Consider the following 20,151-nt stretch of genomic DNA (forward strand, 5'->3'; position numbering starts at 1 on the left):
TCTTCCTGCCCTCATGCCAGGATAGAGGCCATTATCATGAAACGTACAGGCAAACTGATACGTTATAGTTATGGCAAGGGATATCCAAGCGTGCATACGTACAAAGAAGAGAGATGTGTGGCACTAGTGAACGATAATGCAGACAAGCAACCCGCCTTCGAGCAGAATATAGCCGAAGCAGGCGACCAGCAGGTAACACCAGGCCAAATTGAGGAGAGTATCCCGACCACTCCTAATGAGCAGGAAGACGAAAAAGGGGCGAGTGCCATTTCCTTGACTGAGTATGCAAGCGCTCCGCTGCCTTCTCCCATCACTCCCATGCCAACTACGCCGGCTCCAGCAACGGACATGGTGCCTGAAAGCCCTCTCGCCTCTAAAGAAGACACGACCAATGCAGCAGAGAAGGCAGAATCAGAGAAGGCAGAAACCACGCCTGGGGAGTCTGTAGCCGCCGCTGCCACCACTCCATTACCGCCTCTTAAGCCACAGATATGGGCAGCGAGGCTTCACCTATCGATATTTCAGCCCCTGACCCGGCGTCAGAAGCTCTCTCTAGGCCTACGCCTCTTGCTGGTCTTCAGCATCCTCGCGCCCCTGGCTGGCGGAATCGTTTATGGCCTCAGTGGTCTCTCGACATACAATGCCCTGCGCGCACACGCCAATCAGGGTATTCAGCACCTGCAAAACGTCAAGAGCCTGCTTTCAGGTTCGACCTCGCAGAATCCTGCCCAGAAGACGCCCAACCTGCTCAATCCGCAGCGCATCCAGCAGGCGCAGGAGGAGATCAATGCCGCGCGCATGGACTTTACCTCGGCCCAGCAAATTCTCGATAATTCGTCGCTGGTTCACCTGGTAGAGACAAACTTCTCATCCTATCAGCAACAAATTGTCGCCGCACGCCAGGCGCTACGCATCGGCATTGAGGCGACCTATGTCGGCAATGATGCCCTGACACTGGTCAGCAAGCTCGCTCCCAAATTGCATACGCCGTTGTTGGGAAACACGAAAGACCCGCTCTTTACCTCTACGGATATTGCGCAGATTCAGCAGACGCTCGACCAGCTTCAACCGCGCATCGAGCGCATTACTAACGAGGCACAACAGCTACAGATCAGCGCGCTTCCTTTAAGCGAGAAGCAGCGCGCCCAGGCTCAGCAATATCTGCAAATGCTGCCTCAATTGAAGCAGGGCTTCTCGCTCCTTGAGAGCCTGGCAGGCGTTGCCAACTGGCTACTTGGCGTCAACACGCCACGGACCTTTCTCCTGCAAACGATGGATCGAGGCGAGTTACGCGCGACCGGCGGTTTCAATGGACAATATGCCGAGGTAACCGTGACAGGTGGGCGTGTCTCGCCTATTACGCTCAAGGATATCGCCCTGCTTGAATACGCACCAGATACTCCCACCAGCGGTCAGGCAGCGCCCGAAGCCTATCGCTCCTGGTGGCCATTCGATAACTGGGGCATCCGCGATGCCAATCTCTCCGCGGACTTTCCCACCTCAGCGAAGATCATCACGAATTTGTATCATACCGAGGTCAAACGCGATATCGATGGCGTCATTATGTTCTCGCCTTTTATGATACAGCGCGTACTCGCTGTCACGGGTCCCCTGACCATTAGCGAGTATAACGAGACCGTCACCTCGCAAAATCTGGAGGAGCGCCTGCATTACTACCAGCTTGATAACGCGGGCATTCGGCGCAGCGAGCTTATCGAGCACGTTGAAGATCCTGCTCAGGCGCGTAAGCTCTTCACCAGTCGTGTCGAAAAAGCCCTGATGCAGCGCATCCAGAACGCGCCTGTCAACGATCTCTTACAACTGGCGACCATGTTTCTCCATAGCCTGCAAACCAAGGATCTAGAGGTCTACCTGGGTAATCCACAGGCCCAGGCTCTTCTTAGTCGCTATGGCTATGCCGCCGAGATCGACCGCGCCACAACCCACGATGGACTCTACATCGTGCAGGAAAACGTGAGTGCCAGCAAGGCCTCGCAATTTACACGCAGCATCTTTAAGGACACAGTGTCCCTCGACGCTCAGGGGGGGGCAACCCATGTCCTTCAGCTCCGCCTGGCCTATAACCAGATCAATTCTGTTTATGGGCTGGATACTCTACGCGATTATGTGCGCATCTATGTCCCCCCCACCGCTAAACTGCTGAGCGGCGATGGCTTCTATACTAACGACCCTCTCTGTGGTGGAGGCTTTGGCACCTGCCCCAGAGATGGCATTTATCCCCAACAAGAGCTGATCTGTCCACCGGGACAATACGAGGCGGGAGCGAGCGCGCCTATGCTCAACGACCCCTATTATCACCAGTGGCATCCCTTAAACAAGATTGGCGGGCCATCCAGTTCTCAGAGTGATGAGCCAGGACGCGCGATGTTCGCAGGTTACCTCGTGGTGCCGAAAAACTGTACTCTAACGGCGACCGTCTCCTGGTACGTTCCCCCAATGGGAACGGCTCCCTACCAGCTTCTCATCCAGCGGCAGAGTGGCACCTTCCCCGAGTGGGATCTCTCGCTCCTGCCACCCACGGGAAACTGCGCGAGCCTCTCCTCAGCAGGCACCTACTTCAATGGCACGCTCACGCAGGATCAGAGCTTCCAGCTCAAGTCCCCGCAGCAGGCGCTGGCACACGATAGCAATTGTTATCCTGGACCTGGCGTGTAGAAGGGAATATGATGTGCTGGCGAGCAGGCTTCGCCTACCACCAGCACATCATATTCTTTTGGAACATTTTGACGGGGCTTTTTAGCTATTGCCTCTCTGGAATGAATATGCTATCTTATACTGTACAAATAGCATGAGCTTGGTGCGATAGAACACCCTGAAATACTTTTCCTGTTTTGTAGCCGCCATACGTTTTAGATGTTTTTTGGGAGATTGTGGAAGAGAAGTATTCTATGGAACAGCCAGCGATCCTAACAATTATTCGATCAGACACACATTATCGCTTTCGTCTTGATCTTCCCGATGGCCAGGCGTCCATGGGACAGGAGATCAGCGTCGATCTGAGCTTAGAGACACGTGAACGACTTCGCCGCATGCTGCAAGCCGTTGCGCAGTCTGCGCAGACGTCAGGTCTGGCTGAGGGGAAACGCTCCTCCAATACCCTCCATGATGTGCAGCTCGTTCTTGGTCGCTTCCTCTTCGATTCGCTTCTCCCTCCCCCCTTACAAGAAGCGCTCCGCAATCTAACGACTCCGCTGCTTCTCAAAACCAATACCCCGGACATTCCCTGGGAATTACTTTTTGACCAGAGTCAGAAGCCAGGACGCTATCTCTGCCAATCTCTAAGCATTGGACGTACCTCCCATACGTATCAGGAACGTGATCTTGCTCAACCTGGTGCATATGTAGAACGCCAGGCACGCAAACAGGGGAAACGCGAGAGCCAACAAGTCTCTGTGCTCTTCCTGGTCAATCCTACGGGCGAATTTAGTGGCGCGGAAGAGGAGGTCGCGACCCTCTGCACCACACTTCCCGAGACGGTCTCGCGCAGTATTCTCTACCGCCAGCAGGCCAATCAATTGGAACTGCGTATGCGCGCCGCGACAGAGAATCCCCTGATCATCCACTACGCAGGCGCCCTACCGTTGATGAGTGGTCATGAGCCAGTCCTGGCCCTGGCGGGCAATTCACGCCTGGATGCCGATACGATTGAACACCTTTCGCTCTCCCTCTCAAAGCGCCCCCTGATCTTTCTGAGCTATTACGAGGACGAGCGCCAGACACGCATCGGCACCAATGCTCTCAACCAGCAAGAACGCGATGAGCATACCGAGCGCCTGGCCAATCGCTTTTTGTCATCGGGTGCCGGTGCCGTTATTGCTATGCGTTGGCCGGTAAACCCCTTGCGTGCACGCGACTTTATGGCGCTGCTCTATCAGGATATCGCTGATGGCGTGACTCTGGGCGAGGCCCTGCGTCGCACACGCCAGGCCATCTCCCAGCAATATAGCAACGATACTACCTGGGCCTCCTTCCTCCTGTATGGTGATCCCACGCAACGCCTGGTCACGACGTCGCTCGCGACAAAGGATAGACCGCTGGAACCACAATTCGACGCATTGGATGATAGTCAGATTATGTCGCCAATCCTTCCGTCTGCGAGCACGCCGGATCGCCGCTTCCTGCGCGCCGTTCTCGAAATTGCCTTGAGCGAGGCCCGGCGTATGCATAAGGACTACCTGGGTACCCCCCATCTCTTTATCGCCCTGACCAAGCTCGATGGTGGCTGCACGCAGGATGCCCTGCGCACGCTCAACTTCTCACCCAAACAAGTGCGCGATGTCATCCGCCTGGCCCTGGGTTCAGGCAAGGCTAGCATCGACACCCCCATTCTGCCTACCCGCCGCTGTAAAGAGATCTTGCAAACAGCCGAGCGCAACGCGGTCACGGCAGGCTCGTCCCTGGTCGATGAGCGCGCCATTGCGCAGGCCGTTCTAGGCGAAGGCGACGGTGTGACGCATGAGCTACTCACCAAACTGGGCATCAATCCTACACAACTAGTTGAGCTGATTGTCCAGAGCGATGCCCATGCCCTGCTGGAACTTGTTCCCTCAGCGGGCGCCAATCCAGAGGCCGTACCAGAGGAGATTCCCGGCGTGCTGGGAGCAGATGGAGGCGCCAAGGGCGGCAACTCCGTGCTTGAGCGCCTGGGACGCGACTTGACGAAGCAGGCGTCCAGCGATCAGTTGACGCCACTCATTGGGCGCGATAAAGAAATTCGCCTGCTCATGCAGACGCTGATGCTCAAGGATCGCAATAATCCCATCCTCATCGGCGATTCCGGCGTTGGCAAAACAACCATCGTGTATGGGCTGGCCCAGCGAATTGTCGAAGGCCATGTCCCTGCTGAGCTACGAGGGAAACGACTCATCGAACTCTCAGCCAGTTCCCTGGTCGCTGGCACCAAGTATCGCGGCGAGTTTGAAGAACGGCTGCTAAAGGTGCTGGAAGAGGCGGAGACGAGCGGGAATATCATCCTGTTTATCGACGAGATGCATATGCTGATCGGCACCGGGCGCGCCGCCGACGGCAGTATCGATGCCGCAGGCATCCTCAAGCCAGCCCTGGCAGGCGGACGCTTGCGCTGTATTGGCGCCACCACGCCTCAAGAGTATCGCATGATTGAGAAGGATGCCGCGATGGAGCGCCGCCTGCGCCCCATCCTGGTCGAGGAGCCATCGCCAGAAGATGCGCTCACTATCCTTCAAGGTATGCGCTCCCTCTACGAGGAGCATCATCATACGAGCATTACCGATGAGGCTCTCCAGGCTGCAGTTCACCTCTCGGTCCAGTATCTGCCCAATCTGCGCCTGCCAGATAAAGCCTGTAGCGTGCTCGACGAGGCCTGCTCGCAGGCCCGCATCTTCTGGATGGAGCAAAAGCAGCAAGATGAAGCCGATAACCTCGAAGATAATGGCGACGACTTTCAAGCCATGCCTGTTATTACCGCGCCCATGATTGCGGAGGTTATCTCCTATCGCACCGGTATCCCTGTGCAGGCCCCTGGACGCGAGGAACGCGACCGCTTACTGAGCCTGGATACGCGCCTCAAAGAGCGCGTCATTGGCCAGGATGAGGCGGTGAATCGCGTGACGCAGGCCATCCAGGTCGCACGTGCTGGCCTGAAGCCACGCCATCGCCCGGCTGGCGTCTTCCTCTTCCTGGGTCCCACCGGCGTCGGCAAGACAGAGCTAGCACGCGCCCTGGCTGCCGAGGTCTTTGGCTCCGATGATCACCTGATTCGCGTCGATATGTCGGAGTACATGGAGAAACACGCGGTCTCGCGCATGATTGGTGCCCCTCCAGGGTATGTCGGCTACGACCAGGAGGGACAACTAACCGGCAAGCTACGCCGTCGCCCCCACTGTGTTGTCCTGCTTGACGAGGTGGAGAAGGCTCATCCCGAGGTCTTTGATCTCTTCCTCCAGGTCTTTGACGCGGGACGCCTGACGGACGCCCAGGGCCATACCGTCGACGCCCAGCACGCCATCTGGATCATGACTTCTAACGTCGGAACGGATATGCTGGGGCGCTCTATGCCCAGTGGCTTCCGCGCGCACTCACGCGAAAATAACGAGCAGATGCAGCGCGACCTGCTTATGGAGCGGCTACGTCAAACTTTCCGCCCCGAGTTTCTCAACCGCATCGATGACGTGGTCATCTTCCATCCGCTGGATAAGAGCCAGGCTCGCTCCATCACAGGGCTGCAAATGAACGAGCTGGCCGCACGCCTACTTGAACAAGGGCTGATCCTGCACGCGGACGAGAGCGCCATCGATCTCCTCTGCAAGGAGGGCTTCAGCCAGACCCAGGGAGCGCGCCCCCTGCGCCGCGTGATTGAAAAGCTGCTCACTGTTCCGCTCAGCCTGCGCATCCTGCTGGCGAACCTCCCCCAGAACTGCGAGGTTCACGTTAAAGCCATCGATGATAAGCTCGACATAGAGATGCGCGAGCCATCCTCACACCTTGCCGAACCCGACGCCAGCGAAATCGAGGCGGACGCAGAACTGACATCATAGTTGAAAATGGTGAAATGGTGGAGGCTGGCGGCCTGCGGCCGCCAGCCTCCACCATTTCACCATTTTCAACACCGCCGCACTTTGTTAGTATATGTAACAGGGCCAGCAAAAAAAATGGAGAGGCGACCGAAATTTCAGTCGCCTCTCCCTGGGTCACAAAGGGAAACCATGTCGCTCTGTCTCACGGAGCCAGGCGTTGGGAAGGATACAATCTGGAGTGGTGGCGATGATGAATGTAAAATTTGTCTGGAGCAAGACAACGCACATGTACAGGCGGCTCAACAGGGTGCAAGAGGAGCCTGGCTCAACTCTCTATCCCTGGAGCAACGCTTTCAACAGTGTGCGGGCCATAGCTCAACAGAGCAGGCTGGCACCCCACTCATCACCGCTCACTACTATCTATAGTATACCTATCCCCACTTCCATCGCCCTTTGTTTCCTGTTTGCCTTCTGGCAAAAATGTCTTTACAAGCAAAAGCAGCTTAAGAAGCCTTCTCATCTCGCTTCTTCTACTATGTCTTCGCACAAAAACGCGCCCCCAAAGCCCTTTCTTCTCTATGTCTTATGTAAGAGGCGGTATATTGTGATGTGCTCTGGTGGGCGGGCATTGCCCGCCCACCAGAGCACATCACAATATACCTTACTCTGGGTTTAACAGACCGTTTGTGATATGATAGGGAACAGGTTGAGAAACATACTTCCCAGAAGACATAAACGCTTCTGTTCTCTGCAATATACCAATGCCGCGAGGAGGTCTTCCATTTTATGAAAGCCGTTAAAACACACGTGGGTCGCTGCGATACCTGTGGCGAGCCTGCCGCCTATGCCCAGCTCCTCTCAGGAGGTCGCCGCTTCCTCTTCTGCGGGGAACACGTCCCGCCCCTGGTCAAGAAACAGGCCGAAGCCGCAAGCAAGCAAGAAGGAACCACTAAATAAGGAAGCGCTCATGCTGAGCCTGCATCCTATCCCACATCTCTCGTTTTTAGGCCATGGGTAGCTGGATCGTAAATGTCGACCCTTCTCCTGGGATACCGCTACTCGTAATCCAGATTTTCCCGCCCATGGCTTCTATCAATCGCCTGGAGATATATAAGCCCAGCCCCGATCCCCGCACTGGACTATTCACATCCCCCTCTAAACGGTAGAAACGCTGAAAGACAAGCTCCTGATCCTCTGGCGCGATCCCCTTCCCTCTATCAGTTACATCGATACTCACCACAGCCCCTGGCGCCTGGTAGACCGAGGCAGAAAGGTAAAGTGGTGTCCCTGGTTCCGAATACTTTAATGCATTGACGCACACGTTGAGCAAGACCTGGCGCAAGCGCATTGGATCAGCCTGCACCGAGAGATCATCGGCCACCTGTACATGCAATTCCCGCTTCTCCCTGGTAAGATTCGGTTCAATCATCAGGGTTACGCTCTCAAAGGCCTCGGAGACAGAGACGCGCTTGAGCAAGGCTGGCCGAATAATTACATCCCGTTCCAGGCGGCTCGCATCCATGACATTCGATAAAAGCATCGTCAGTTCATCGCATCCACGACGCGCCTTCTCCAGGAAATCCGCACGCTCCTCAGGAGGCAGCACATCACCATATTGCACTACAAGCTCAATATAGCCCTGAACGGCGGTCAAGGGAGTACGTAGTTCGTGAGAAGCCGTCATCATAAACTGGTCCTTCATCTGGTCCAGTTCTTGCAGACGCCGGTGTGCATTACGCAAGCGCTCATACAGGCGAGCATTAGTGAAGGCCACTGCGGCCTGCTCACTAAAATCCTGGGCGTGTGGCAAATCAAAGACAGAGAAAGCGCGTCGCTGACGCCCAGCCGACTGTCTTCGAGCGAAGACCAACAAACCAATCGGCTCCCCCTCTGCCATCATCGGCACCAGGATGGCGGAGTTCACTCCGCATTGCCAGAGCGCATTGCGCAACACCCCTTTCTGCACACTACCGCAAGCCGCCTTGTCTGGGGGGCTGACATCCGAACGAGTAGGCGATAGTTTACAAACGGAGACGGCATCGGCTCTCTCTAGGTGCACTAACCGGGCTTGGAGATCAAAAAAGGTCTGCCCATCTGGCTCCTGCACACTCAGCTCGGGCCAGATAGTGGAGGGAGCCACTCTCTCCTGCTCTTTATCCCAACAGGTTAAAGGCACAAGTTTCTCACGCTTCTCATCGGGCAAATAAAAGATAGTATAGTCAGCGTCAAGGGCATGCCCGCCTTCATCACAAATCAACTGGTTCATTTCTCCCAGCTCAATGGCGGCCGCGTTCAAACGTGTCGCGATATTTGCCAGAGCCTGGGCGAAGACCTGGCGCTCATGTGCTTCCTCATACAAGCGGGCATATTCTAGAAAGGTCGCCAACTGCTCAGCATAGAGGCGCAAAAGCGAGGCTTCACTCATGCTCAAAGCGCTACCCGAGCAACGCGCAACCCCAAGCGCCCCTAGCTTCTTGCCATGATAGAGCAGGGGGAAAAAGGTGATCAGCGAGACGCGTTGCTGGCGCATCCAGGTATCAAATTGAGCCACCCTCTGTATATGCCAGTTAATCGTTGTTTCCTCGCCTGCCTGACAAATGGAGGTAAGCTTATTTGGCTCGCGCGAACGCCAGCTAAGTGGGGTTGAGGTAGAGGAGACAGCATGAACGAGTAGCGATTGTGCAGAAGATGCGCCTTCTCCTGGTTCCTCCAGTGTCAGTAGCACGACAGCATCATACCCTAAAATGGTCGAGAGCTGGCGCGTCGCCTCTTCATGCAGGCGCGCCTTATCTAACACATCTACCAGAGGATTCACCAGCATGCGCAACAGATTAATTTCATTTTGTTGCTGCTTATGGGAACGCCAGAAGGTCTGATTCTGCCGCAAGGTAACCAGTGAACGAGCTAGCGCCAGGGCCGAAAGGAGGCTCACCAGGAAGAGTAAGAGGCCCGTCCACACATCGCTGGTCGCCATCTCTCGATACACAAGTAATCCAAGGAGCAGCACAATACACAGATAGAGCAGGATGCTTAGCACCACACTCCACCCTATTGTGCCGCCAGTATAGAAGGCCAGGTGCATTCTTTTATTCAGTATTCGCTCGTTTTTATGCTGTCCCATACCGGTCCTACCCATTGAGCCAGACACGCTCCACACTCATCATTGAGGGGTGATGCAACAACTCCTACCACCTTTTCGTTATACCTTGCGAGAGAAACACTCCTACGCCCAGCATCAGTCTACTTCTTATGCAGAAACCAACCCCCATTCCCCCCATTCGGGGACACAGCGGCGCCACTCGCGTGGCTAGCACTCAGGTTTCTGATAGGTAGTACTTAAAAATAGTTTGAGGAGATCCCTCCATCCACCATCAACCAGGCCCCGGTCGTCCAGGCAGATTCATCGGAGGCCAGGTATAGGGCCATATAGACAATATCCTTTGGATCACCAAAACGCCCCATCGGGATACGATTGAGCCGCGTATTACGCGCCTCCTCGTTGGTCCAGAGATGACGAAGCAACTCGGTCTCTATCGGGCCGGGACAGATAGCGTTACAGCGAATGCCCTGGCGACCGTACTGCACTGCCAGCGATTTGGTCAGGCCCAGCAGGCCACCTTTAGAGATAGTATAAGCATCCTGGGGGACCGTACACCCCAGAAAAACGACCAGCGAGGCAATATTGATGATCGAACCCCTGCCCTGCTCAAGCATATGCGGAATTGCGTAGCGTGAGCAGAGATAGGCACTCTTGAGATTGACATCCATGACCTTCTGCCACAAGGCATCGGTGATCTGCTCCAAGCCCTCATCCTCTGGCGGCATCACTCCCGCATTATTATAGAGTACATCGATATGCCCAAACGCCGCTATAACCTGAGCCACCATGCCTTTCACCGCCTCTTCGCTTGAGACATCAGCACGGCAGAAGAGGGCTTTTCCACCAGCCTGGCGAATCTCAGCCGCCGCCTGTTCGCCCCTGTCATCAATATCAACCAGGGCGACGCTTGCCCCTTCCCTGGCAAAAATCTCAGCCGCCAGCCTGCCCATACCGCTCGCAGCCCCCGTAATGATCGCAACCTTGTCAGCCAGACGCATATGCTTCCTTTCATATGGTGCCAATTAATTGTAGGGTCCATGCTGGCATGGACTCTTCGCCCGTAGGTTGATACCCAGCCGCTGGAGAGATCGCTACGCTCGCAGTCCATGCCAGCATGGACCCTACACGCTCCTTCGTCTTCATTGACAGGCATTGATACGTATGCCCCGAAGCACAACAGGCTATGACTGCCGCTCTTTCACAATGTCCAGGTACCAGTAGGGTTGGCGCTTACGTAGCATTGGCTTGGCGCGTACGACGTTCCCGGGAATAGAATCCAGAATATTATAAGCCAGCTCGCCCGTCAAAGAGCCTGCCATATCGCCGGGAGCATAGTCAAGCATATGCGTGGTGCGCCGCCCTGTGCGCTGCTCACGTGTATCAATGGTCATCATCATCAAGCCTGGTTCATCTTCGTCGGCGACGACCTCATTGGTATAGTTTGGCGAAAACACGCCACTCATACCATTGGCGCGCCCGCCCGCGCACTCCTGGCTCCAGTTCGCCAGGGCGAGATAGACGTTATGCTCGGCGGCACGTACCCGCCAGAGCAGGTGATGAGGCTGACTCCCATCTTCATCCATAAAGAAACTAAACGACGCACGCGCTCCAGGGGTCGCCGCGACCGGTACAGGAGCCGGGAAATCGAGGAAAGCGGGGGCGCAGACGAGATCGGTTCCCATCCCTGCCAGCACACGTAAGGTTTCCGGGAAAAGCACATCATATCCTGTTGCCAGCCCGATGCGGCCACTGGGCGTATCAAATGTCGAGAGACCAAGATTGCCCGGCGAGGCCCAGAGTCGATCCCGCTGTGTGAGGTGTAGTTTGCGATAGGTGCCATAGATGCCATGGGGATCAAGCAACAGGATCGTGTTGTAGTAGTTCCCCTGTGCATACTCGGCGACCCCAAGCACCATGCTCACTTGAAGCTCCTGCGCCAGGGCGACCAGCGCATCCGTTTCGGGACCCGGAACACGAATGGCCTGTGTACGTATGTGGTCCGCGAACTCCTTCGCGGGATTTTGCGTCGCTGGATGCAGCAATACAGGGCCAGGAAGCACCAGTTCAGGGAGCACCAGGATATCGGGACAGGTAGGGGCATTATCACGAATACACATGCGCACCAGGTTTTGCAGCGTCTCAAGCGTGGTCGACGCCTGCGAAGCCGCGAAGGAGCTCAGGCCTAGTTGGAGGAAACCCACACATGATAACTGCCCCTGGGGTAGCTCCCCTAGCTCATACAAGCTATGATAACGCAAGGGTTCCCACAGGTATTGATTGTTGACAAGCGAGATATATTCGCGTGGGCGGCGATCCTGGAGGCGGTTCCCATACACCTCCTGCTCGCTTCCCCAGCGCTTCTCGCGACTATGCGCCAGGTCCACCTCACCATAGAGAATACCTGATCCGGTCTCCAGCGCAACTTGAATTGAACCATCTGGATTTAGCAGGCAACTTCCACCATGAAAATGCATGGCACGCTCATTGCCCTCGCGATTCGCTACCAGCAGGTAGACGCCGTTTTCAAAGGCCCGCGCCATCCACCAGTTTGTGGGATGCTGTTCAAGCGTCCAGTTCGTTGGACAGACAAGAACATCTACCTCCTGTAAGGCCGCAAGGCGCGCCGTCTCAAAGTAGGTGGCATCCAGGCCAATCATAGCGCCCAGGCGCCCAAGCGGTGTCTCCCATACAGGCACCCCCCCATCGCCATCACGCGCCCAACGAGATTCTGACATATATGAATGCATTTTGCGATAAGTCCCGATGGGGCCATCAGGGCCGAGAAGAACCATAGCGTTATAATACACCTGTGTGAGCGCGTCCACCTCCGGCATGCCCAGGACAATATAGCATTGATAACGCGAGGCTAAGGCCTGAAAGCGTTGGGTCGTTGGTCCGGGAATGGGCTCCACATAGGGGGCGATCTCCGCGCGCGTTGTCCAGCAATAACCGGTTGTACACATCTCTGGGAGGACGATAAGGCGCGCACCATGCTGAGCAGCCTCTTCAACGAGAGCGAGCAAATCCGCAACGTTTTTCTCTTTCTCGCCCAGGGATGGCGCATACTGAATAGCAGCGACACGATAACTCGTAGGGGATGCAAAGCGAGTGCTCATGTGGATGGACTCCTGCCTGACTCGTAAGACTGGAAAGGGTGTTAGGACATGTTCTCAAGTGTGGAGCAGTCACCCTGAATATAGCTTGTAGTATTATAACACTTCGCTCCCTTGAGGGGATACCTTTTTTCGCGCCTGCAGCGCTCAAGTATGAATGTATGGCTGTGTGCGAGTGGGCGATTGCCCACTCGCACACAGCCATACCACTCTTTTGGTCTCTATTTGGTATCTATATAAACAATATCGCGGCTCGCTTAGCCGAGATACTGGTATGCGGGAAGGGTCAGAAACTCGACAAACTGGTCATCTGAGACGAGTTGATTGAGAATCTCTGCGGCGGGGGCGAACTTACGCGTCGCGTAGCGCTCTTCGCCCAGGGCATCCTTCAGCTTCTGGAGCTCTTCCTCGCGGAGTTGGTGATACAGCTCCGACGTCACCTTGCGTCCGTCCTCCAACACACCTTTAGGATGGCGAATCCATTGCCAGATCTGCGCCCTGGAGATCTCAACGGTAGCTGCGTCCTCCATCAGGTTATTGATGGGGACACATCCCAGGCCACGCAGCCACGACTCCAGGTACTGCAGACTCACGCTGATATTATTGCGTAGCCCCACCTCGGTAATCGTGCCTTCAGGCACCTTGAGCAGGTCAGCGGCGCCAACCTGCACGTCCTCGCGCTTACGCTCAATCTGATTGGGGCTCTTCATAGCGGCGTCGAACTCTGCCAGGGCGATTGGCACCAGGCCAGGATGGGCCACCCAGGTTCCATCATGTCCATCGGTCGCCTCGCGGCGCTTATCGCTGCGCACTCGCTCCATGGCCTCCTCATTGGCCTGTGGATCGCTCTTAATGGGAATCTGGGCGGCCATCCCGCCAATCGCGGGTGCGTTGCGCCGATGGCAGGTCGCAATGGTCAATAAGGCGTATGAGCGCATAAAATGCGTTGTCATCGTGACCTTAGCCCGGTCGGGAAAGATAAAGGCTGGATGGTTGCGAAACTTCTTGATCGCGCTAAAGATATAGTCCCAGCGTCCACAATTCAGGCCAGCCGAGTGCTCGCGTAGTTCGTAGAGGATCTCGTCCATCTCAAAGGCCGCCAGGATGGTCTCGATCAGGACCGTGGCTTTAATTGACCCCTGAGGAATTCCCAGTTCGCGCTGGGCCAGGGCAAAGATATCGTTCCAGAGCCGCGCCTCCAGGTGACTCTCCATCTTCGGCAGGTAGAAGTAGGGACCAGAGCCACGCTGCAGGAGCTCCCGCGCATTATGGTATAGGTACAAGGCAAAATCAAAGATGCCGCCCGAGACAGGCTTCCCATCAACCTGCACATGCTTCTCATCCAGGTGCCAGCCACGCGGCCTGACCAGCAGAACTGCCGTTTGCTCGTTCAGTTTATAGACCTTGCCTTCGGGACTGGTAAAGGAAATGGTGCGCCGGATCGCGTCGCGCAGGTTGATCTGGCCCTGAATCGTGGCCTCCCAGGTGGGCGAGTGCGCGTCCTCAAAGTCAGCCATAAACATGCGCGCGCCCGAGTTTAAGGCGTTGATTACCATCTTACGCTCAACTGGACCCGTAATCTCGACCCGGCGATCTTGCAGGTCACGCGGCAGGGGAGCAATCGTCCAATCGCCCTTGCGCACCGTCTCCGTCTCGGACAGGAAATCTGGCAACTTGCCCGCATCGATCTCGGCCTGGCGTGTCACGCGACACTGTAATAACTCTTGCCGTCGCGCCTCAAAGGCTCGTGAGAGGAGGGCAACGAATTTCAGGGCCTCTGGCGTCACGATTTCCGCGAATTCAGCGGTCACGGGAGCCAGCACCTGAATACCTTCAGCATATGATGTATGAAGAGAATGAGCCATGATCAGGCACTGCCTTTCTTGTTCTTTCTCGCGCCTGCGGCGCTCGCCTGGATAAGTGATATAGTGCATCGTGGTGGCCTGCGGCCACCACGATGCACTATATCACTTTTTTATTAGTGAAACTGGGCCTCTTCCGTGGAGCCTGTAAGCGCCGTAGTAGAGGACGCACCGCCCGCGATGACCTGGGTAACTTCATCGAAGTAGCCCGTGCCAACCTCATGCTGGTGCTTGGTAGCAGTATACCCTACTTTTTCTAGAGCGAACTCTGCCTGCTGCAAGCGGGAGTAGGCGGTCATACCCTCTTCGCGATAGCCACGTGCCAGGTCAAACATGCTGTAGTTAAGCGCGTGGAAACCCGCCAGGGTGATGAACTGGAAGGCATAGCCAAGCGAGCCTAAATGCTTCTGGAACTCCGCGATCTGGGTTTCGCTCAGATTTTTACGCCAGTTAAACGAGGGCGAGCAGTTATAGGCCAGGAGTTTCCCGGGGAAGCGCGCATGGATTTCAGCGGCAAAGCGCTCAGCCTCCCCCATATCTGGGGATGAGGTCTCACACCAGATGAGATCACAATAGGGAGCATAGGAGAGACCACGCGCAATCGCCGCTTCAATGCCACTGCGGACCCGGAAGAAGCCCTCGGGGGTGCGCTCACCCGTCAGAAAGGCCTTGTCGGTCTCATCAATATCTGAGGTAATCAACTGCGCTCCGTTAGAGTCGGTACGCGCAATAAGCACGGTTGGCACGCCCATGACATCCGCGGCAAAACGCGCCGCTACCAGGTTCTTCACCGCAGAAGCGGTTGGTATGAGGACCTTACCACCTAGATGCCCACATTTCTTCTCTGAAGCAAGCTGGTCTTCGAAGTGGACGCCAGCCGCGCCAGCCTCAATCATGGCCTTCATCAACTCAAAGACGTTTAAGGGGCCACCAAAACCAGCCTCGGCATCGGCAACAATGGGAGCAAACCAGTAGATATCCCCTTTCCCCTCAGAGTGCTGAATCTGGTCGGCGCGCTGTAAGGCCTGATTGATACGCTTCACGACCTGCGGCACACTATTGGCTGGATAGAGGCTCTGATCGGGATACATATGCCCCGCCAGGTTTGCATCCGCTGCAACCTGCCAGCCACTTAGATAGATAGCCTTCAATCCAGCGCGCACCTGTTGGACAGCCTGATTACCGGTCAACGCACCAAGTGCAGGCACAAAGGGCTCGCTGCGCAGCAGCGTCCAGAGGCGTTTGGCACCCATGCGAGCCAGCGTATATTCAATATGTACCGAGCCCCGTAAACGCAAGACATCTTCCGCCAGATAGGGTCGCTCGACGCCCCGCCAGCGAGTCTCACCCTGCCAGGCCATCTGCAAATCACGCGCATTCCCATTTTCTGCATGCTGACTGCTCATCATGATCTGTTCTTCTCCTTCTCTAAGTGGCATAAGAATCAGGAGGTGGCGTCATTGTCACCTCCCTGTTCTGCCAGGAGACGACGTTGTCTCCCTATCTTCTAAACCAAGAGTACCATGTAGGCGCAACAATAGTCCAGGCTTTTACTTCGCAGATTCTGAGGTAAAGCATAACCAAAATGTTATATATCAGGTCACGCTCCCTGGCCAGATATATACATCAGCAGGCTTATCTCCTTGCTTAAAAGCATAGAAAGCGCTCGCTTCCTGCATATAGAACGGCTTTCAGACGTCTTCCCCTGTCTAATAGTGTCAATTACACACCTTTTCAATAAGTCTTCCCTTATGCGCCAGTAAGCTTCCCCAAAAGCAATCATCGGGCAGGAAAGAGGCACTCTTTCCTGCCCGATGATTGCTTTTTAACCTTTATGCGCCATGGCACTTTTTGAACTTCTTGCCGCTGCCACAGGGGCAGGGATCGTTACGCCCAACCTTGGCAGAGGCCGAGGCGCTGCCATTGACGTTGCTGTTGCCATTGCTCTGGCTCTTCGTCGAACGCCCTGATGCGGACTTTGCCCTGGTCTGCCCACTCTTGCGCTGACCATTGGCTCGCGCACGCGCCTCCTCGCCATTCTCGCTCTTGCTCTGACCACTGGCCTCCGCGATAGCATCGGCATTCGTCCGCACATTCGCGGGAATCTTGCGCACGGGCGCGGGACGGTCGATGGCCAGGCGCACATCATTGCGAATAAGCTTGAGCAACGCATCCACGGTATGGTGCTGGATCGCCACCTTCAGCTCATCAAACATGCGGTAGGACTCATTCTTAAACTCGACCAGGGGGTCGCGCTGGCCCAGGCTGCGCAGTCCAATACCGGCACGCATCACGTCCAGGGCGTCGATATGATCCATCCACATGCGATCCACGACCTGCAAGAGGAAGGTACGCTCAAACTCGCGCAACGGATCATACTGGGGCACTCCTAACTCCCGTGCTTGCTGCCGCAACTCCTCGCCACGCTTCTCATAGTGCTCCAACACCAGTTCGGTCAGGTCGCTCTTGAGCTGTTCGCGGCGAACAGAATTGATATTCTCTGGCAGAATATCCTCTGGGATGTTGACCCAGACCTCCAGCGTCTTAAAGAGGGTCTCCAGTTCCTCCTCTTCGGAGATAACATTGCCCGGGATACAGGCGTTGACGATGCGGGCAACCTCGCCCTCCATCATCTTCACGATACGCTCATGCATATCGCCATGTTCAAGAATGGCGCGGCGGTCGCTATAGATGACGGCACGCTGCTGCGCGATCACGTCGTCATATTCAACGACGTTCTTACGCACATCAAAGTTGTAGCCCTCTACGCGGCTCTGGGCGCTTTCAATCATGCGCGAGAAGAGCTTACTCTCCAGCGGTAGGTCGCCCATGCCTGCGCGCTCCATAAGGCCTGATACACGGTCAGCGGCGAAGCGGCGCATCAGCTCATCGTCCAGGGCCAGGAAGAAGCGTGTGGAACCAGGATCGCCCTGGCGGCCCGCGCGACCACGCAACTGGTTATCAATACGCCGCGACTCATGGCGCTCAGTACCAATAATATGCAGGCCACCGAGCTCGCGTACTCTCGCGCGATCTTTCTCGCACTCAAGCTCTTTCTGGCGCAGCAACTCTTGCTTCTCCGCCTCCGTCATATTCGCGAGATATTCCTGAATGGCCTCTTCCTTCTCGGCCCGCTCATCCTCGTTGCGCTCAGGCATTTCACGAATATAATCGACACGCTCCGCATGCTTACGCAGGGTGGAGTCATAGAAGCCTTCTGCGTTCCCGCCCAGGAGAATGTCAGTACCACGACCAGCCATGTTGGTAGCGATAGTTACCGCGCTACTGCGGCCAGCCTGGGCCACGATATGTGCCTCACGTTCGTGGTGCTTTGCGTTCAGGACCTCGTGTGGCACACCCTGCTTCTTCAGCATGTCAGAGAGCAACTCCGAGATCTCGACCGAGGTTGTACCCACCAGCACCGGCTGCTCGCGCTCATAGCACTCCTTGATCTCTTCCACCACCGCGTTGAACTTAGCCTCTTGAGTGCGATAGATATAGTCGGACATATCCTCGCGAACCCTGGGCTTGTTGGGCGGGACGTTGACCACATCCAACTTGTAGATTTTATGGAACTCCTCGGCCTCGGTCATGGCGGTACCGGTCATACCCGCCAGTTTCTCATAGAGGCGGAAGTAGTTCTGGAAGGTAATCGTAGCCAGGGTATGGTTTTCGCGCTGAACCTTGACGCCCTCTTTGGCCTCAATCGCCTGGTGTAGACCCTCGCTATAGCGCCGGCCCGCCATCTGGCGCCCGGTAAACTCATCAACGATAACGACCTCGCCATCCTTCACGATGTAGTCTTTATCGCGCTTGAAGATGATCTCGGCCTTGAGGGCATTCTCCATATAACGCGTCAGGTCCAGGTTCTCTTCATCGTAGATGTTCGTGACACCGGCCAGCTTCTCAATCTTCTCAATGCCCTCTTCGGTCATGAGCACGCTACGCGTCTTCTCATCGATAGTATAGTCGGTCTCGGCCTTCAGGCGTGGAACCCAGCGCGCGAACTGCGCGTACATATCGGTCGACTCCTGGCCCTGGCCAGAGATAATCAACGGTGTACGGGCCTCGTCGATCAGGATATTATCCACCTCGTCGACGATGGCAAAATACAGCTCGCGTTGCATGACCTGGTCCAGTGAAGTAACCATGTTGTCGCGCAGATAATCGAAACCGAATTCGTTATTTGTGCCATACGTGATATCTGCCTGGTAGGCCGCGTTACGCTCAGGGGTATAGGGATCAATGGCGTTGACGACAACGCCAACCGTCAGATCAAGGAACTTATAGATGCGCCCCATCCACTCAGAGTCACGGCGCGCCAGGTAATCATTGACAGTCACGAGATGCACGCCTTTACCGGTCAGGGCGTTAAGGTATATGGGGCTGGTCGCGACCAGCGTCTTACCTTCACCTGTACCCATCTCGGCGATTTTGCCCTGGTGTAGGACGATGCCGCCAATCAACTGGACGTCGTAGTGACGCATTTTGATGGCACGCCAGCCTGCTTCGCGTACCGCCGCGAACGCCTCAGGCAGGAGATCGTCCAACGTCTTGCCATTGCGGTAGCGCTTCACCATCTCTGGCGCCAGTTCATCCATCTGATTGGCGCGCAAGGCCACCAGTTCAGGCTGAAGCTCTTTCAGAATATTGGTCAGCAGCAGCTCCAGGTGCGCATTAGAACCCTCTTCGCCATCGCTCGCCTTGCGCCTGGTCTCCTCAAAATGGGGCCAGAACTCCGTAAAGGCACGTTTGAGATCGTCTTCATCGACCTCTTTCAGCAAAGGCTCCGCCTCTTGCAGCAATTGCAGAATGGCCTGCTGGGGATCCTTGGCCTCATCAGGCCGTTCCTGCCGCTCGTCGGCAAGCTTAATGGCTTTACCCACGCGTAGCTCGTTGAGTGCAGGAGAAAGCTTCTCGTATCCCTGCTCAAAACACTCGGAGAGGGTGTCTTGCAGGCGTGTGCGCAGCAAATACTCGCCATTACGCTTGTGCTCAAGCTTCTGTCGATACTCAGAAATTGCCTGGTGCAACTGCTCATCCGTAAGCTGGTCGGCCCAGGGTTCGGCTTTGTCCAGCGCCTCACGTAGCAGAAGGACCAGTTCGTCTTCAAGCACCTTGCCGCCTTTGAGGTAGAGGGCGAGCTGGGAGCGAAACTCAACCGTTTTAGCGGCCAACTCTTCGTCACTCAACTCCTTCATCTCTGCTTCTAGCGCGTTAATTTTATCGATGATGGGTTGTATGACCTTTAATTCCTTTTTATTCGGGTCGCCCAGGATTTTTCCTAGTAATTGCATGATTCAGCGTTCTCCTACTGCTCGGCTGTGGTGCAATAGCGCAATTGTCAAAAACCTTAAAAATACAGGCACATTATATCATGTATAGTTTTATGAGCATACAGCTTCAAGGTACATCTTGAGTATAACTCAGGAACTAAATAGAAGAGACGATCAACAGCAGGTTAGCCTTTCTAGTTGGGAGTGTGGTGCGCCCTGGCAGCCTGTGGCTGCCAGGGCGCACCACACTCCCAACCAGGGCGAGCGCCGCAGGCACGAGGGTGC

10 protein-coding genes are annotated in these 20,151 nt (G+C 55.7%); 4 read left to right on the top strand and 6 right to left on the bottom strand.

The window, feature by feature from the left end; translation table 11 throughout:
• Positions 1 to 117 precede the first annotated feature (117 nt).
• From KRAC_RS12935 to KRAC_RS71160, 4 genes are all read left to right on the top strand, one after another.
• Entirely contained in the window at positions 118 to 2,676 is a 2,559-nt protein-coding gene (locus tag KRAC_RS12935) for a DUF4012 domain-containing protein (protein WP_157506412.1), read from the top strand.
• Between the two features lie 233 nt (positions 2,677 to 2,909).
• On the top strand, positions 2,910 to 6,536 hold the full coding sequence (locus KRAC_RS61415; protein ID WP_007907596.1) for an AAA family ATPase: 3,627 nt from the start codon (positions 2,910 to 2,912) through the stop codon (positions 6,534 to 6,536).
• A 168-nt stretch (positions 6,537 to 6,704) separates the two neighbouring features.
• Complete coding sequence (locus KRAC_RS12945; RefSeq protein WP_007907598.1) at positions 6,705 to 6,941, top strand: hypothetical protein; 237 nt, start codon at positions 6,705 to 6,707, stop codon at positions 6,939 to 6,941.
• Between the two features lie 360 nt (positions 6,942 to 7,301).
• On the top strand, positions 7,302 to 7,472 hold the full coding sequence (locus KRAC_RS71160) for a DUF7455 domain-containing protein (protein ID WP_007907599.1): 171 nt from the start codon (positions 7,302 to 7,304) through the stop codon (positions 7,470 to 7,472).
• A 46-nt stretch (positions 7,473 to 7,518) separates the two neighbouring features.
• Here the strand turns inward: KRAC_RS71160 and KRAC_RS12950 are convergent, their stop codons facing one another.
• The 6 genes from KRAC_RS12950 to secA form a co-directional block, all read right to left on the bottom strand.
• Positions 7,519 to 9,636: a GAF domain-containing sensor histidine kinase gene (locus tag KRAC_RS12950; protein WP_007907601.1), complete on the bottom strand. Its 2,118-nt coding sequence runs from the start codon at positions 9,634 to 9,636 to the stop codon at positions 7,519 to 7,521.
• Positions 9,637 to 9,851: 215 nt separating this feature from the next.
• Positions 9,852 to 10,613, bottom strand: coding sequence for an SDR family NAD(P)-dependent oxidoreductase (locus KRAC_RS12955; RefSeq protein ID WP_007907603.1), 762 nt, complete (start codon positions 10,611 to 10,613; stop codon positions 9,852 to 9,854).
• Between the two features lie 183 nt (positions 10,614 to 10,796).
• A complete protein-coding gene (locus KRAC_RS12960) occupies positions 10,797 to 12,731 on the bottom strand; it encodes a nitrilase-related carbon-nitrogen hydrolase (RefSeq protein WP_007907605.1) in 1,935 nt (644 codons plus the stop codon).
• Positions 12,732 to 12,985: 254 nt separating this feature from the next.
• On the bottom strand, positions 12,986 to 14,593 hold the full coding sequence (aceB, locus tag KRAC_RS12965; protein WP_040443522.1) for a malate synthase A: 1,608 nt from the start codon (positions 14,591 to 14,593) through the stop codon (positions 12,986 to 12,988).
• 113 nt (positions 14,594 to 14,706) lie between these two features.
• Entirely contained in the window at positions 14,707 to 15,999 is a 1,293-nt protein-coding gene (aceA, locus tag KRAC_RS12970; protein WP_007907608.1) for an isocitrate lyase, read from the bottom strand.
• 423 nt (positions 16,000 to 16,422) lie between these two features.
• A complete protein-coding gene (gene secA, locus KRAC_RS12980; protein ID WP_007907610.1) occupies positions 16,423 to 19,887 on the bottom strand; it encodes a preprotein translocase subunit SecA in 3,465 nt (1,154 codons plus the stop codon).
• Between the last annotated feature and the right edge of the window lie 264 nt (positions 19,888 to 20,151).

Source organism: Ktedonobacter racemifer DSM 44963 (genome assembly GCF_000178855.1).
GTDB lineage: Bacteria > Chloroflexota > Ktedonobacteria > Ktedonobacterales > Ktedonobacteraceae > Ktedonobacter > Ktedonobacter racemifer.